The 13,162-nt window shown below is 42.6% G+C and carries 19 protein-coding genes; 12 read left to right on the top strand and 7 right to left on the bottom strand.

Features of this window, described 5'->3' with window-relative positions; translation table 11 throughout:
* Window positions 1–3 precede the first annotated feature (3 nt).
* The 4 genes from kamA (at window position 4) to M1D94_RS10665 (ending at window position 2,833) form a co-directional block, all read left to right on the top strand.
* Window positions 4–1,419 carry a lysine 2,3-aminomutase gene (gene kamA, locus M1D94_RS10650; RefSeq protein WP_277708743.1) on the top strand — a complete coding sequence of 472 codons (1,416 nt, stop codon included), beginning with the start codon at window positions 4–6 and terminating at the stop codon, window positions 1,417–1,419.
* Entirely contained in the window at window positions 1,416–1,694 is a 279-nt protein-coding gene (locus M1D94_RS10655; protein WP_004399539.1) for a YokU family protein, read from the top strand. Before kamA ends, M1D94_RS10655 begins: the two co-directional genes overlap by 4 nt.
* An 86-nt stretch (window positions 1,695–1,780) precedes the next feature.
* Window positions 1,781–2,005 carry a YozE family protein gene (locus tag M1D94_RS10660; RefSeq protein ID WP_003231160.1) on the top strand — a complete coding sequence of 75 codons (225 nt, stop codon included), beginning with the start codon at window positions 1,781–1,783 and terminating at the stop codon, window positions 2,003–2,005.
* Window positions 2,006–2,152: 147 nt separating this feature from the next.
* Entirely contained in the window at window positions 2,153–2,833 is a 681-nt protein-coding gene (locus M1D94_RS10665) for a hypothetical protein (protein ID WP_014480050.1), read from the top strand.
* Here the strand turns inward: M1D94_RS10665 and M1D94_RS10670 are convergent.
* Entirely contained in the window at window positions 2,830–2,973 is a 144-nt protein-coding gene (locus tag M1D94_RS10670) for a hypothetical protein (protein ID WP_003231164.1), read from the bottom strand. The genes M1D94_RS10665 and M1D94_RS10670 overlap by 4 nt on opposite strands.
* Before the next feature lie 118 nt (window positions 2,974–3,091).
* Here M1D94_RS10670 and M1D94_RS10675 point away from each other — a divergent pair, with 118 nt between their 5' ends.
* The 3 genes from M1D94_RS10675 to yodL all read left to right on the top strand — a co-directional run bounded on the left by M1D94_RS10675 (window position 3,092) and on the right by yodL (window position 4,332).
* On the top strand, window positions 3,092–3,268 hold the full coding sequence (locus tag M1D94_RS10675) for a YozD family protein (RefSeq protein ID WP_003231166.1): 177 nt from the start codon (window positions 3,092–3,094) through the stop codon (window positions 3,266–3,268).
* A gap of 77 nt (window positions 3,269–3,345) precedes the next feature.
* Entirely contained in the window at window positions 3,346–3,957 is a 612-nt protein-coding gene (gene pgpB, locus M1D94_RS10680; RefSeq protein ID WP_038828647.1) for a phosphatidylglycerophosphatase PgpB, read from the top strand.
* A gap of 60 nt (window positions 3,958–4,017) precedes the next feature.
* On the top strand, window positions 4,018–4,332 hold the full coding sequence (yodL, locus tag M1D94_RS10685; RefSeq protein ID WP_004399431.1) for a shape determination protein YodL: 315 nt from the start codon (window positions 4,018–4,020) through the stop codon (window positions 4,330–4,332).
* Window positions 4,333–4,371: 39 nt separating this feature from the next.
* Here yodL and M1D94_RS10690 read toward each other — a convergent pair whose 3' ends face one another.
* On the bottom strand, window positions 4,372–4,497 hold the full coding sequence (locus tag M1D94_RS10690; protein WP_003231174.1) for a hypothetical protein: 126 nt from the start codon (window positions 4,495–4,497) through the stop codon (window positions 4,372–4,374).
* A gap of 201 nt (window positions 4,498–4,698) precedes the next feature.
* Here M1D94_RS10690 and deoD point away from each other — a divergent pair, with 201 nt between their 5' ends.
* Both deoD and ldcB read left to right on the top strand, forming a co-directional pair.
* Window positions 4,699–5,400: a purine-nucleoside phosphorylase gene (deoD, locus tag M1D94_RS10695; protein ID WP_003241589.1), complete on the top strand. Its 702-nt coding sequence runs from the start codon at window positions 4,699–4,701 to the stop codon at window positions 5,398–5,400.
* An 82-nt stretch (window positions 5,401–5,482) separates the two neighbouring features.
* Window positions 5,483–6,304, top strand: a complete 822-nt coding sequence (gene ldcB / locus M1D94_RS10700; RefSeq protein ID WP_014480046.1) for an LD-carboxypeptidase LdcB — start codon at window positions 5,483–5,485, stop codon at window positions 6,302–6,304.
* Between the two features lie 70 nt (window positions 6,305–6,374).
* On the opposite strand, the gene M1D94_RS10705 is transcribed toward ldcB, so the two are convergent.
* Window positions 6,375–6,626 (bottom strand): hypothetical protein, encoded by a 252-nt coding sequence (locus M1D94_RS10705; protein WP_014477099.1) that lies wholly within the window; start codon window positions 6,624–6,626, stop codon window positions 6,375–6,377.
* Between the two features lie 87 nt (window positions 6,627–6,713).
* A complete protein-coding gene (locus tag M1D94_RS10710) occupies window positions 6,714–7,415 on the bottom strand; it encodes a class I SAM-dependent methyltransferase (protein WP_014480045.1) in 702 nt (233 codons plus the stop codon).
* A 152-nt stretch (window positions 7,416–7,567) separates the two neighbouring features.
* On the opposite strand from M1D94_RS10710, the gene ctpA reads away from it, so the two are divergent.
* Window positions 7,568–8,968 carry a carboxy-terminal processing protease CtpA gene (ctpA, locus tag M1D94_RS10715; RefSeq protein ID WP_424935086.1) on the top strand — a complete coding sequence of 467 codons (1,401 nt, stop codon included), beginning with the start codon at window positions 7,568–7,570 and terminating at the stop codon, window positions 8,966–8,968.
* Between the two features lie 33 nt (window positions 8,969–9,001).
* On the opposite strand, the gene M1D94_RS10720 is transcribed toward ctpA, so the two are convergent.
* Together M1D94_RS10720 and M1D94_RS10725 are read right to left on the bottom strand one after the other, a co-directional pair.
* Complete coding sequence (locus M1D94_RS10720; RefSeq protein WP_032725991.1) at window positions 9,002–10,492, bottom strand: sodium:solute symporter family protein; 1,491 nt, start codon at window positions 10,490–10,492, stop codon at window positions 9,002–9,004.
* Window positions 10,492–10,692, bottom strand: a complete 201-nt coding sequence (locus M1D94_RS10725; protein WP_003231189.1) for a DUF3311 domain-containing protein — start codon at window positions 10,690–10,692, stop codon at window positions 10,492–10,494. The genes M1D94_RS10720 and M1D94_RS10725 overlap by 1 nt, the downstream gene beginning before the upstream one ends.
* 183 nt (window positions 10,693–10,875) lie before the next feature.
* On the opposite strand from M1D94_RS10725, the gene M1D94_RS10730 reads away from it, so the two are divergent.
* Both M1D94_RS10730 and M1D94_RS10735 read left to right on the top strand, forming a co-directional pair.
* Window positions 10,876–11,787: a ring-cleaving dioxygenase gene (locus M1D94_RS10730; RefSeq protein ID WP_095252367.1), complete on the top strand. Its 912-nt coding sequence runs from the start codon at window positions 10,876–10,878 to the stop codon at window positions 11,785–11,787.
* 15 nt (window positions 11,788–11,802) lie between these two features.
* The gene (locus tag M1D94_RS10735) at window positions 11,803–12,405 is read left to right on the top strand and encodes an alpha/beta hydrolase (RefSeq protein WP_072175283.1); all 603 of its coding nucleotides are present in this window, start codon (window positions 11,803–11,805) and stop codon (window positions 12,403–12,405) included.
* 42 nt (window positions 12,406–12,447) lie between these two features.
* Here M1D94_RS10735 and M1D94_RS10740 read toward each other — a convergent pair whose 3' ends face one another.
* Window positions 12,448–13,056 carry a nitroreductase family protein gene (locus tag M1D94_RS10740; RefSeq protein WP_014477092.1) on the bottom strand — a complete coding sequence of 203 codons (609 nt, stop codon included), beginning with the start codon at window positions 13,054–13,056 and terminating at the stop codon, window positions 12,448–12,450.
* Window positions 13,057–13,162 lie beyond the last annotated feature (106 nt).

Below are 13,162 nucleotides of genomic sequence, written 5' to 3' on the forward strand. Positions count from 1 at the left end.
CGTTTGAAAAACAAATGGTATAAACCGAAACGGCATTGGAAGGAGATCGAGTTATGGAAGGACGTTCCGGAAGAGAAATGGAACGATTGGCTTTGGCAGCTGACACACACTGTAAGAACGTTAGATGATTTAAAGAAAGTCATCAATCTGACCGAGGATGAAGAGGAAGGCGTCAGAATTTCTACCAAAACGATCCCCTTAAATATTACACCTTACTATGCTTCTTTAATGGACCCCGACAATCCGAGATGCCCGGTACGCATGCAGTCTGTGCCGCTTTCTGAAGAAATGCACAAAACAAAATACGATCTGGAAGACCCGCTTCATGAGGATGAAGATTCACCGGTACCCGGTCTGACACACCGCTATCCCGACCGTGTGCTGTTTCTTGTCACGAATCAATGTTCCATGTACTGCCGCTACTGCACTAGAAGGCGCTTTTCCGGACAAATCGGAATGGGCGTCCCAAAAAAACAGCTTGATGCTGCAATTGCTTATATCCGGGAAACACCTGAAATCCGCGATTGTTTAATTTCAGGCGGTGATGGGCTGCTCATCAACGACCAAATTTTAGAATATATTTTAAAAGAGCTGCGCAGCATTCCGCATCTGGAAGTCATCAGAATCGGAACCAGAGCGCCCGTCGTCTTTCCGCAGCGCATTACCGATCATCTGTGCGAGATATTGAAAAAATATCATCCGGTCTGGCTGAACACCCATTTTAACACAAGCATCGAAATGACAGAAGAATCCGTTGAGGCATGTGAAAAGCTGGTGAACGCGGGAGTGCCGGTCGGAAATCAGGCTGTCGTATTAGCAGGTATTAATGATTCGGTTCCAATTATGAAAAAGCTCATGCATGACTTGGTAAAAATCAGAGTCCGTCCTTATTATATTTACCAATGTGATCTGTCAGAAGGAATTGGGCATTTCAGAGCTCCTGTTTCCAAAGGTTTGGAGATCATTGAAGGGCTGAGAGGTCATACCTCAGGCTATGCGGTTCCTACCTTTGTCGTTGACGCACCAGGCGGCGGCGGTAAAATCGCCCTGCAGCCAAACTATGTACTGTCACAAAGTCCTGACAAAGTGATCTTAAGAAATTTTGAAGGTGTGATTACGTCATATCCGGAACCAGAAAATTATATCCCCAATCAGGCAGACGCCTATTTTGAGTCCGTTTTCCCTGAAACCGCTGACAAAAAGGAGCCGATCGGGCTGAGTGCCATTTTTGCTGACAAAGAAGTTTCGTTTACACCTGAAAATGTAGACAGAATCAAAAGGAGAGAGGCATACATCGCAAATCCGGAGCATGAAACATTAAAAGATCGGCGTGAGAAAAGAGATCAGCTCAAAGAAAAGAAATTTTTGGCGCAGCAGAAAAAACAGAAAGAGGCTGAATGCGGAGGGGATTCTTCATGAAAACATGCGAATGGTGCGGCGAGCTTGAAGCGGTGCCCGGCAGGAACACGGTGTACTGGGAGCTCCCTGATGGAACGAGGGCTATAGAACTGACAGACACCCCTGCCATGGTATGTTCTTCCTGCGGTATGACCTATCAAGAGGAAAACACGGTTAAGGAGATTGAGGATCAGCTGCTTTTAATTCAAACAAAAAAACTGCCTGAAAGCCTGACATATCAGCAGCTCATGGAGACAGAAAGAATTTTGAAACGCAACTATTTTGACTTCTCCTGAGTCATGTTTCAGTATTCTTTTGTTGTAATTTTACACTTGAACTGTATAATAGAACAACAAAAGACAGACACCAGGAGGGGAAACCCATGAAATCCTTTTATCACTATTTATTGAAATACAGACACCCTAAGCCGAAGGACAGCATCAGTGAATTTGCCAATCAGGCGTATGAGGATCACAGCTTTCCAAAAACATCAACCGATTATCATGAAATCAGTTCATATTTGGAGCTGAATGCTGATTACCTTCACACGATGGCGACGTTTGATGAAGCTTGGGATCAATACGAGTCTGAAGTGCACGGCAGATAATAGCTGTTTCATCCGCAGATCACTGCGGATTTTTTTATGTCCCCCATACCATAATTGGATATTTCCTTTGGTTTTCATGCCCATGCGAATTGGCTTCACCCGGCATACGATAGCGTATGAGAAATGTTGCGGCGAGGGGGAGACACCATGAAGCAAAATAAACCGAAATTCCAAGTAGGGGATATCGTAGTCGTCATTATGTATGGAACAGTCGGCACCATCACAAAAGTACACCAAATTGATAAACACTATCTTTATGAAGTCAATCATAACGAAGTTTTATACTTTGAATCATCTATTCAGCTTTATAAAGATTATGAGGGTGTTATTGTCGACATGGAAAAGCTTGATATTGAGTATGAATTCCTTATTGGGGACGTTGTTTATGTAAAAGACTATGGAAAAGAACTCTTTCGCATTATCGGCCATAGAACAGAAATTTGGAGATATTTGGAAGATGGCTGGGAAGATATCATTTATGAGCTGACCCGTTTAAAGGATGGAGAGTGGCTTGAAACGGAGGAAGAGGATCTCACGCTGGTGCTTAGAAAATATGAAATGGACCAGTTTGTGCATCAGCTGTTGTTTGTCCATTATGTCGGAGAAACTGGCCATGAGATCGGCGAAGATATCGCATCGTCTGCTCTTCTTCAGTTTGAAGGCGATGATGAAGATCAAGATACCCTTCACATCCTTGCTGTGTCAATTGTTGATGAGCTTCTGGATATTTATAATGACTACAAAATTCTGTACGAAATGTTTCATGATGAAGAATATAAAGACATGATGATGTTTGTTTTGGAAAGTTTAAAAGAGCATTTCAGTTAGTTTGTGAACATACGGATCAAGACATATAAAAAATATGGCAGACAGCCCCAAATCATCACACGCGTCATTCCTTTGAGCGTTTTTTCCATTATGATATCAAATCTTTCTCCGTCCAGTGCTTCCATCATTTTAGCAATCATAGCGTCAGCCTCCCATGGCTCGTTTTTTATTCAATATATGACTGAAAGAATTGTTTAGAACACCGGGTATAATTCAGCCTGTTTTTTCATAAAACATAAAAAAGGAGGCGGTACGGAGATGAAAGAAATAGATCTTGTGATTGATACGGAAGAAATCGCTGAATTTTTTTACAGAGAGCTTGCAAGACGGGGCTACATACCGAGTGAGGATGAGCTGTTTGAAATCGCTGATATTACCTTTGATTATTTGATAGAAAAATGTATGATAGATGAAGAGCTGGATGAAGATGAGTGAGGCTTAAAACCGGAGCGGTCAGCTCCGGTTTTATTATTCATGTTCTATGACTTCTGTGAAAATTGAGGTGGTTAAAATTGTACAAGCCCGTTAGTTTGTTTCTTTTCTTTCTCATTCTAGCTGCGGCCATTCATACAAATGCTGTTCAATCTGCAGATGAAGCAATAAGCAAGGCAGCTGTTTTGATCCGTCAGCCATGGCTTAATGAAGTCATGACGGGGATCACGCATCTTGGTGCTTCTTCTTTTCTGCTCCCTCTAATTGTCATCATTGGGGCAGGCCTGTTTTTCTACAGAAAAACATGGGACGGCCTGTTGATGCTCTTAGTATTCGGCACAGATCGGCTGTTAAACAAAGTCTTAAAAGAATGGATCGAAAGAGTGAGGCCTGATTTTGCACCGCTGGTTCATGAATCATCCTTCAGTTTTCCGAGCGGCCATTCCATGAATGCTGCTTGTGTCTATCCTGTTATTGCCTACTTTTTAGTGAAACATCTCCCGTTTTTGTCCAAGCATAAAAAAATGGTATATATCATAGCCGGTGTAATTACTGTTTTAGTCGGCATAAGCAGAGTGTATCTGGGGGTTCATTTTGTGACAGATGTGTTAGGAGGCTTTAGCCTCGGCTTGCTTCTGTTTTTCCTAGTAAAAGGTTTTGACGAAAAGATTAAGCGGTTTCGACAAAAATAGAGAGAGGAAAACACAGCAAAAACGCCAATATGTTAAAGAAATAAAAGGGAGGGGATCTTGATGATGTTATCCGTGTTTAAAAAGAAGTCTTGTTCCTATGACGTGACAATATTTCAGACACCCCGGTTTGGCGAAAAAAAGGGCTACAGAGCCGTCTATCGAACTGAACTGAACGGGAGCGATCATCAAGACGTGCTGAAAAGAGCATTCTCTTTGTTTAATGTATTCGACACTGTTCCGAGTGATTATGATGCAAGATTTATGGCCACAGGGGACGTGATCCTGATTGATGAAGGCAGAAAAGGGAAAACATATTATCAACTGCTTCCCGCCGGCTGGAGGAAAATCAATCGTCTGATTGTACAAACGACATAATGAAAAGAAAACTGCGGAAACCCGCAGTTTTCTGCAGTTTTAAGGCTTGCGTTTGGCAGCAGAATATTCTTTCCCGTGTGCTTCTTCAGCTGCAATGATATCTTTTTCAGGTATATGATTGTTCTTTTTTTGGCCGGTGATCCGGTTGCGATGTTTTTTACCCATGTCCCACCCCTCCTTCCTGCGGTTAGGTTTTCAAATTAACACCCCGATTATCCGTTTTTCTGAGGAAGTGCCAAACAGATCCTCGAACATTTCTTTTTTCGACATATTCCTTTATAATCAATGCTGAAGTTTGTTTCATCATGACATTCGTTGTAAAATGGACGGGCTGGATGATAATTTAGATTTACAGGAGGATATGAGATGAGTGTACATATAGGTGCTGAAAAAGGACAAATTGCGGATACAGTGCTTTTGCCGGGAGATCCTCTCAGAGCAAAATTTATTGCAGAAACGTATCTTGAAAATGTAGAATGCTACAATGAAGTCAGAGGCATGTATGGATTTACGGGTACATATAAAGGTAAAAAAATCTCAGTACAAGGCACGGGAATGGGTGTTCCGTCTATTTCAATTTATGTGAATGAATTAATTCAAAGCTACGATGTGCAAAATCTAATAAGAGTCGGTTCTTGCGGCGCTATTCGTAAAGATGTCAAAGTGCGAGACGTCATTTTGGCGATGACCTCCTCAACTGATTCACAAATGAACAGAGTCGCTTTTGGAAGCATTGATTTTGCGCCTTGCGCAGATTTCGAGCTTTTAAAAAATGCCTATGATGCCGCAAAGGATAAAGGTGTGCCGGTGACTGTAGGAAGCGTATTTACAGCTGACCAGTTCTACAACGACGATTCGCAAATTGAAAAACTTGCAAAATACGGTGTGCTTGGCGTTGAAATGGAAACAACTGCATTGTATACATTAGCAGCGAAGCACGGAAGAAAAGCCCTGTCAATTCTCACCGTGAGTGATCACGTATTAACAGGAGAAGAAACGACAGCGGAAGAGCGTCAAACGACATTTCATGATATGATAGAAGTGGCTTTACATTCCGTATCACAATAAAATATATCAAGAGGCGTGCTGGGTGCCGGCAGCCTCTTCTTTATGAATGCGGAAACGATTGATAAAAGGAAGGTAATGTAATATGAAAAAGTCCGGTAAATGGTTCTCACTGGCTGCCGCTCTGAGTGTAACGGCAATAGTCGGAGCCGGCTGCAGCATGTCGAACGGTGATGCTCAAAAGGATACGAAAACCACAGCAGAAACAAAGCAAACAGAACAAAAAACAGCTGACAGCAAAAAATCAAACACTCAAAACAGTGAGTTTTCATTGGAAAGCCAGTATTTCAATGATATTAAAAAAGTCGATGGTCTGGAAACCATTCAAAATCCAGAAAATATACTCGCGCTTGTCAATAAACAATATGCACTGCCCGGAAACTATGAACCTAGCGATCTTGTCATACCTGATGTAGAGTTTTCTTTTGAAGAAAAGATTCAAAAACGTTACATCAGAAAAGAAGCGGCCGACGCATTAAAAACAATGTTCGATGCTGCCAAAAAGGAAGGCTATGAACTGGCAGCTGTCTCAGGGTACCGTTCGTATGACAGACAGAAAGTCATTTTTGACAATGAAGTAAGCCTAAAAGGGGAAAAGAAGGCAAAGGAAGCGGTCGCTTACCCGGGTGAAAGCGAGCATCAAACAGGCCTTGCGATGGACATTTCGAGCCGGAGCAATGGCTTTGAGCTAAATGAAGCGTTCGGAAGCACGGCAGACGGGAAATGGGTGCAGGACAATGCTTATAAATATGGCTTTATCATTCGCTATCCGAAAAATAAAGAAGATATCACGAAATATGAATATGAGCCATGGCATCTGCGCTATGTAGGCAAAAAAGCCGCAAAGGTCATCCAAGATAATGATTTAACGCTTGAAGAGTACTTTGAAAAAGTGAAGAAAATTTAAAATGAAAAGCCCGCTTACACTAGATAAGCGGGCTTCATTGTGTCTGGTGAATCTAGCATTTGTTCTATGCTTACCAGAAGAATAAACCAGCAAGAGCGACCCCTGTAATTAAACCGAGGGAAATCCCGTAAGCTGCTCCGTATCCCCAATAACCGCCCCAATATCCGTAACCGAAACCTCTTGGCCCTCCGCCGGTCGGAGCTATAAAAACTCTGTCTCTTGTTACACGGGTAATTCTGCCGACGTGAACTCTCCCGCCTCTCTCTGTAATTCTGACGACTTTACCTTGATGGTTTTTGCAAAGATGATAATATCTCTCCAATATTGTTCCCCTCCTATCCTGACTTTCTATCAGCATATGATAGATAGGAAAAAAAGGTTGGACGAAAACAGGGGGCGATACGCCGTTTTACTTGTACGCGATAAAAATACAATGACCCATGTACTCACTATATAACTGCATGAGCTGATAATGTGTTTGAAGCGTATCGTAATAGATGGGATCAATCGTTTGCGATAAATCCATTTCTGTGGTTGGTTCAAATTCCATGTCTTCCGGAAGAAGTGTCATCGCTTCTGTTTTTTGAAAGCCATAGGATCTTAGGAGTTTATGCCATTCGCTTTCTTCATGTAAGCAAGTAAATCCGTAAAAATCCATCATTTGCTTCTTTTCTGCAGGGGGCATCGGTTTTTTTAAAGCAGCTTCGATACCAATCAGCATCCCGCCGGGTTTTAAAACTCTTGAAATTTCTTGAAGAGAGGATGTCAGGCGTGAAAAACTGAGGACCGATTCTGACAGGACACAGGAAAAGGACTCAGAAGAAAACGGGAGATGTTCCAGCTCCGCCTGATATGCAGGGATGGCAAGCCCTTCATTCGCAAATCTTTTTTTCGCTTTCTCAAGCATAATAGGATCTTTATCAACGACTGTTACAGGATACAGCAAATGTCCTAAATAAGCCGCCGTTTGTCCTGTTCCGCATCCGGCATCAAGAATCGGCTGATTCGGAGAGGGTGCAGCCTTTTGCAAGACCGCTTTTGAAAAAGCCAGCCCGCCTGGGTGCGCCCCTGCGACACCGAATAAGGACAGCATTTCTAAATATCGGCTCAATATCGAATCCTCCTTTTTCCTTATCATATGTCGTATAAAGACATAGGTTTATGAAAAGCAAAAGAAGGGCGTTTCTCTTTCATTTCTGCTCCGAGTTGACGAATAAGAATTCGTCCATGATAATAATGTAAGAAGAAAAAGGTGGTGTTTAATTGAAACGGCAATTAAAACTGTTTTTTATTGTGCTGATCACTGCAGTTGTCGCTTCGGCGCTTACTTTATTTATTACGGGCAATTCCAGTATCCTAGGCCAAAAATCAACAAGCACAGGAGACAGCAAGTTCGACAAATTAAATAAAGCGTATGAGCAAATCAAAAGTGATTATTACCAAAAAACAGATGATGACAAATTAGTAGACGGAGCAATTAAAGGAATGATTCAATCTCTGGATGATCCGTATTCTACATATATGGATCAAGAGCAAGCGAAATCATTCGACGAGACGATTTCAGCATCTTTTGAAGGAATCGGAGCCCAAGTAGAGGAGAAAGACGGAGAAATCCTTATTGTATCCCCAATTAAAGGTTCACCTGCTGAAAAAGCCGGTATCAAACCGAGGGACCAAATCATTAAGGTAAATGGAAAAAGCGTAAAAGGCATGAATGTAAATGAAGCCGTCGCTTTAATCCGAGGCAAAAAGGGCACAAAGGTGAAGCTGGAACTGAACAGAGCGGGAGTGGGGAATATCGATCTTTCCATTAAGCGCGATACCATTCCTGTAGAGACTGTCTATTCAGAGATGAAAGACAACAACATTGGAGAAATTCAAATCACTTCTTTCTCTGAAACAACAGCTAAAGAACTGACAGATGCGATTGACGGTTTAGAGAAAAAAGGCGCCAAAGGCTATATTTTAGACTTGAGAGGCAACCCGGGCGGCTTAATGGAACAGGCGATTACGATGAGCAACCTGTTCATTGATAAAGGGAAAAACATCATGCAGGTTGAATACAAAAACGGTTCAAAAGAAGTCATGAAGGCCGAAAAAGAACGGAAAGTGACCAAGCCGACCGTCGTTTTAGTAAATGACGGTACAGCAAGTGCAGCCGAGATTATGGCCGCTGCCCTTCATGAATCGTCAGACGTACCGTTAATCGGCGAGACGACATTCGGCAAAGGTACAGTACAAACGGCAAAAGAATATGATGATGGCTCTACCGTCAAACTGACAGTTGCCAAATGGCTGACTGCTGACGGCGAATGGATTCACAAAAAAGGCATCAAGCCTCAAGTGAAAGCAGAGCTGCCTGATTACGCGAAGCTGCCGTATTTGGACGCAGATAAAACGTACAAATCAGGTGATACAGGGACAAACGTCAAAGTGGCTCAGATAATGCTCAAATCACTTGGTTACAAGGTAAAGGTTAACAGTACGTATGACCAGGATTTTGTATCTGTCGTCAAACAGTTCCAGGAAAAAGAGAAGCTGAAAGAAACAGGCATACTGACTGGCGATACAACAACGAAATTAATGATAGAACTTCAAAAGAAGCTGTCTGATAATGATACGCAAATGGAAAAGGCAATTGAAACACTGAAAAAAGAAATGTAAAAAAACCATACGCGGCTGCCGCGTATGGTTTTTTTATGCACCCTTTTGATTTGGATTAGCGTCTTGTTTTTTGCCAAATAAACCTTCAATGACAGGATTGGATCCCGCGTTTTTAACGAACAGCGGATTCATGATCACCACAGCGATCATGTTGGCGGCCAATCCCCAGAATCCTTCATAAATGCCATGTGCGGATTGAGTGGTATACACAATAAACGTAACCGCAAGGCCGACTAATAATCCGATAACTGTCGCTTCTTTCGTTTGACGCTTCCAGAATAGACTGACAGCAATCGCAGGGAAAATTTGCACCATGCCGGATACACCTAATAGCTGGAGTGTCACTAAGGCAGTCGGGAACAGCATTCCAAACAGCAGCGCGAGACCGATGACAACAAAGACCATTGAACGTGTGACAAGAGTAAGCTTGCTTTGCGACACATTCGGATGAATCAAATCCCGGTATAGGTTGTTGGCGAATAAATTCGATGCGCCGATTGCCATAATGGAACAAGGTATTAATGAAGCAAGAGCGATAGTGGCATATGCAAAACCTTGTGCCACGCCGCCGTAAGATGTTTGAATCAAATGCAGCAGCGCGAGTCTTGGATTTGTATCTTCCGGCAGAACAAGAAAGGCGATAAAGCCAAGAAAAATGACCAAAATTAACACAATATTGTAAAGGGGTAAAAACATGCTGTTTTTTCTTACTGCATCAGCGCTTTTTGCCGTGAAAACACCTGTAGCGGCATGTGCCCACATAAAAAGTGCCAGAGCGGAAACAATAGATGCTGTGATAAACCAAGGAATGCCTTTTGGCCCTTCTGACGGTATCGTCAACATTTGCGGCGCTTCCTTCACTAACGTGTCAATCATTGGCGTCCAGCCGTTAAAATGAATGAGAGGGAGGGACACCACCATAAACAGCATAATGACCCATACTAAAATGTCCTTAATGATGGCTGTATATGTGGGCCCTTTAATCCCGCTGAAAAATGTGTAAAGAGCAACAAGAATAAATGAAATGATCACAACGAATTTTACGTTAATATAGCCAGTGCCGGCAACCTGAAGCGTGTCTTGAATGCCGCTCAGCTGAAGGCATATGTACGGAATAAGCATGAGTACCCCAACGATGGCAACGAGGCTTGCCAAAAGCTTACTGTTAAAACGTTCCCGGGCATAATCCGCGAGTGTTGTTAATTTATGAATTTTCGCAACTTTCCAAAGTTTTGGCAAGAAGAAGTAGGCGATAAAGTAGGCCAACACAGAATAAGGAATGGCGAAAAATGCAACACTTCCGCCTGTAAAAGCAGTACTGGTCAACCCTAAGAAAGTATAGGCCGTATAAAGGTCAGCGCCTACTAAAAACCAGACGAGAAGACCGCCGAAGCGTCTGCCGCCGACAGACCATTCTTCCACAGAAGTGCGCGAGGATTTGTCTCTTCCGGCGAGAAAGCCGATACAGACAACGGTTAAAACAATAATAGAAGTAATGAGAAGTGCAGTCAGATTCCCTTGCATTATTCAAGTCCTCCATCTTTTTTTTGCATCTGATAAATGCCAAACGAGCATAACGGCGTAACAATAATCCACAGCAGCAGCCAAAAGTGGAAAAACGGCAGGCCGAACATAATCGGTTCTATTCGATTCACAAGCGGCAAAAGCGCGAGCTGAACGAATGGCAAAAGAATGAGAATAACAATAAGTGCTTTTTTAACCATTTACTTTCCTCCTGAAACATGATAATGCTCACTATAATAGCAGTTGTTAGAAAAGATCACAAGATAATTATTAGAAAAAAATGATTTTTTCAATTATTTAAACAAAACACATGGTTTGCATCCTTTTCAATAAAGGTTTAAAATAATAAATATCTTGAAATCGAGATAAATAGGAGTGAGAAAATGAAAACAGAAGGATTGCACCATGTCACAGCATTCGCCAGAGATCCGCAAGAAAACTTGCGATTTTATACAGAAGTGCTTGGGCTCAGACTTGTTAAAAAAACAGTAAACTTTGATGATCCTGGGACGTATCATTTTTACTTTGGGAATCAAAACGGAGATCCCGGTACAATAATGACCTTTTTTCCGTTCCAAGGAAGCGGACAGGGAACGGTAGGAAAAGGCCAAGCGGGCCGGGTGTACTTTTCAGTTCCCTCAGGCTCCCTGTCTTTTTGGAAGGAGCGTCTTGAGAAAAGCGGGCTGAGCCTAGAGGAAAAAACGTTGTTTGGTGAAAAAGGTCTTATTTTTGATGATACAGAAGACCTTCCGCTGGCGATCATGGAGGATGCGAAAAGCGGCAAAAGCGAGTGGACGCCTGACGGGATCACAACAAATGAAGCAATTACGGGAATGAAAGGTGTGCTGCTATATTCCTACGACCCGCAGGCGACCATACAATTGTTAACGGAAAGCTTTGGATACACCAAAGTGGCTGAAGAAGACCAGATTGTCAGACTGGCATCCTCAGCGGCCGCCGGCGGTGTCATTGATGTCCATTTACATCCTGAAAAAAGAGGAGTCGGAGGATATGGTACGGTACACCATGTAGCGTTTCGGACTAAGAAAAAGGAACAGGCGAAATGGCTGCCGATTATTGCTGAAAACCATCTGCCTTCGTCAGAAATTCTCGACAGGGAATACTTTACATCAGTTTATTTCAGGGAGAAAGGCGGTATCTTATTTGAAATTGCCACAGATGAACCGGGCTTTATGACAGATGAAACGTTTGCTGAGCTAGGAACTTCCTTAAAACTGCCTGAATGGCTGGAGAAACATAGACAACAAATTACAGACGTTTTACCTGAACTTTAAAAGGGGGAATTTATAATGAAGCATATTTATGAAAAAGGAACATCTGACAACGTACTTTTGCTGTTGCATGGCACGGGCGGTAATGAACACGATCTGCTTTCATTGGGACGGTTTATAGACCCTGATGCCCATTTGCTTGGTGTCAGAGGATCGGTGCTTGAAAATGGAATGCCGCGATTTTTCAAACGTCTGAGTGAAGGAGTTTTTGATGAAAAGGATCTTGTGGTGCGGACAAGAGAATTGAAAGATTTTATCGACGAGGCTGCAGAAACGCATCAGTTTAATCGCGGCCGAGTGATTGCAGTCGGTTATTCAAACGGCGCAAACATTGCGGCAAGCCTGCTTTTTCATTATAAAGATGTGTTAAAAGGGGCTATTCTGCATCATCCAATGGTTCCGATTCGGGGTATCGAGCTGCCTGATATGGCGGGGCTCCCTGTTTTTATCGGTGCCGGGAAATACGATCCTCTTTGCACGAAGGAAGAATCAGAAGAGCTTTACCGCTATTTGCGTGACAGCGGGGCATCAGCCTCCGTTTTCTGGCAGGACGGGGGCCATCAGCTGACTCAGCATGAAGCTGAACAGGCTCGTGAATGGTACAAAGAGGCGATTATATAAAAAAACCTTAGTCCGTATGTCGGACTAAGGTTTTTCATATCCTTACAGCCAAGTTGACACTTTTGAAAGCGGCAAACGGTTGCTTTGATGGGCAGGCTTCACTGCTTTGCCGATTGAAATAAGCATAACCGGAACATAGCGCTCACTGATATCGAATTGCTTTTGGAACTGCTCTTTGTTAAATCCGCCAATTGCGCAAGTGTCATAACCTTTTGCTTTTGCGGCAATCATAAGCTGCATAGCAGCTAAAGAAGCATTTAAGAAAGCGGAATCACGTGCGAATTGCTCGCTTTGGTAAGCACCGTTGATTTGGCCGAGCAATGTTTGTTTGATTTCATCCGTAATATAGCCTTGGCTTGCTAATTCAGCATAAACTTCTTCACCGTTTTCATTTGCCTTTAAATCGCCTAAAATGGCAACAACAGCAGAAGACTCAACGATTTGTTTTTGATTATACGCTACAGGAAGAAGCTCCGCTTTTGATTCATCGCTGTGGAATACTGTAAAATGCCAATGCTGAAGGTTCCAAGCGGAAGGCGCTTTAGCGGCAAGGTCTAATAGCTCAGTCAGCTCCTCCTTAGAGATCGGGGCATTTGTATCATATTCCTTTACAGATGCACGTGCTTTTAAAACATCCAGAGTATTCGTCATAGTGTTTCCTCCTTCGGATAAACGTGGTATGATAATAGAAAAGTTAGAAGCTTACTAAATGTAACTTGAAAGATTATTGTAATGGATCATTGAATACATGTCAATC

The sequence above is a fragment of the Bacillus sp. JZ109 genome, assembly GCF_053903135.1.

Excerpts from the sequence above, each read along its gene's own strand:
- M1D94_RS10655 (WP_004399539.1), top strand. The coding sequence starts at position 1,416 with ATGAAAACATGCGAATGGTGCGGCGAGCTTGAAGCGGTGCCCGGCAGG.
- M1D94_RS10660 (WP_003231160.1), top strand. The coding sequence starts at position 1,781 with ATGAAATCCTTTTATCACTATTTATTGAAATACAGACACCCTAAGCCG.
- M1D94_RS10665 (WP_014480050.1), top strand. The coding sequence starts at position 2,153 with ATGAAGCAAAATAAACCGAAATTCCAAGTAGGGGATATCGTAGTCGTC.
- M1D94_RS10670 (WP_003231164.1), bottom strand. The coding sequence starts at position 2,973 with ATGATTGCTAAAATGATGGAAGCACTGGACGGAGAAAGATTTGATATC.
- M1D94_RS10675 (WP_003231166.1), top strand. The coding sequence starts at position 3,092 with ATGAAAGAAATAGATCTTGTGATTGATACGGAAGAAATCGCTGAATTT.
- yodL (WP_004399431.1), top strand. The coding sequence starts at position 4,018 with ATGATGTTATCCGTGTTTAAAAAGAAGTCTTGTTCCTATGACGTGACA.
- M1D94_RS10690 (WP_003231174.1), bottom strand. The coding sequence starts at position 4,497 with ATGGGTAAAAAACATCGCAACCGGATCACCGGCCAAAAAAAGAACAAT.
- deoD (WP_003241589.1), top strand. The coding sequence starts at position 4,699 with ATGAGTGTACATATAGGTGCTGAAAAAGGACAAATTGCGGATACAGTG.
- ldcB (WP_014480046.1), top strand. The coding sequence starts at position 5,483 with ATGAAAAAGTCCGGTAAATGGTTCTCACTGGCTGCCGCTCTGAGTGTA.
- M1D94_RS10720 (WP_032725991.1), bottom strand. The coding sequence starts at position 10,492 with ATGCAAGGGAATCTGACTGCACTTCTCATTACTTCTATTATTGTTTTA.
- M1D94_RS10725 (WP_003231189.1), bottom strand. The coding sequence starts at position 10,692 with ATGGTTAAAAAAGCACTTATTGTTATTCTCATTCTTTTGCCATTCGTT.
- M1D94_RS10730 (WP_095252367.1), top strand. The coding sequence starts at position 10,876 with ATGAAAACAGAAGGATTGCACCATGTCACAGCATTCGCCAGAGATCCG.
- M1D94_RS10735 (WP_072175283.1), top strand. The coding sequence starts at position 11,803 with ATGAAGCATATTTATGAAAAAGGAACATCTGACAACGTACTTTTGCTG.
- M1D94_RS10740 (WP_014477092.1), bottom strand. The coding sequence starts at position 13,056 with ATGACGAATACTCTGGATGTTTTAAAAGCACGTGCATCTGTAAAGGAA.